At 40.3% G+C, this 610-nt stretch carries 2 protein-coding genes; both read right to left on the bottom strand.

All coding sequences use genetic code 11. The annotated features are described in order from the left end of the window. Nucleotides 1-106 precede the first annotated feature (106 nt). Nucleotides 107-310: a hypothetical protein gene (locus tag HMPREF2700_RS07755; protein WP_049336678.1), complete on the bottom strand. Its 204-nt coding sequence runs from the start codon at nucleotides 308-310 to the stop codon at nucleotides 107-109. A 13-nt stretch (nucleotides 311-323) separates the two neighbouring features. Continuing rightward, the gene (locus HMPREF2700_RS07750; RefSeq protein WP_083303974.1) at nucleotides 324-596 is read right to left on the bottom strand and encodes a hypothetical protein; all 273 of its coding nucleotides are present in this window, start codon (nucleotides 594-596) and stop codon (nucleotides 324-326) included. Between the last annotated feature and the right edge of the window lie 14 nt (nucleotides 597-610).

The raw sequence follows: 610 nt of genomic DNA, 5'->3' as shown, positions 1-610 counted from the left end.
GGCAAGTGTTCATCAACTTCATGATGTTTTCCTTAACGAAATGTTTAAAAAAAAGTGTTTGCGGGCTATGTGAAGGTTTAGAGACCGCCCGCCGAGCCTCTTAAAATTAATCTTCTTTTGTATAAAAACTGAAAATTAAAAATTCGCCGCCGATTTCTTCAATCGCCGAACTAAAAGCGTCTTCATAGCTTTCATATTGACCGGCAGATTTAATGTTGGGCGTAAAGCCAATATCGCCGAATGGATCGGGATAGATGAATTCATGATTTTCTAGTTCTTGAACAATAAATTTTTGCTGATACTTACTCATGATTCAGCCTTTCTTAGGCTTTGGGCGCTGCGCCTTTAACTTGGAAATCAAGCAATTTAGGAGCAAGGCCTTTACCTGTTGATTCCATGGCAACGGTTACATCAACCGCGCAAGGAAATTTAAGGTTTTTCAGTTTTTCGAAATTATGGCTATCGCCAAATTTCATGCTTGCTGCGGTAAAACCTACGGAATTACCGTTTGCCGGCATTGGGCTGGCTACCAAAACTGTGCAAGAATCAATTTTGTTACCGTCAATTTCGCCTTTGAATTGTTTTGCTCCCAACAGGGTTGCTGAATATG

The organism is Neisseria sp. HMSC068C04 (assembly GCF_001810105.1).
GTDB classification, from domain to species: domain Bacteria; phylum Pseudomonadota; class Gammaproteobacteria; order Burkholderiales; family Neisseriaceae; genus Neisseria; species Neisseria flavescens_B.
Note: the sequence above shows the minus strand (reverse complement) of the source record. Positions and strands in the feature narration are given on the sequence as shown.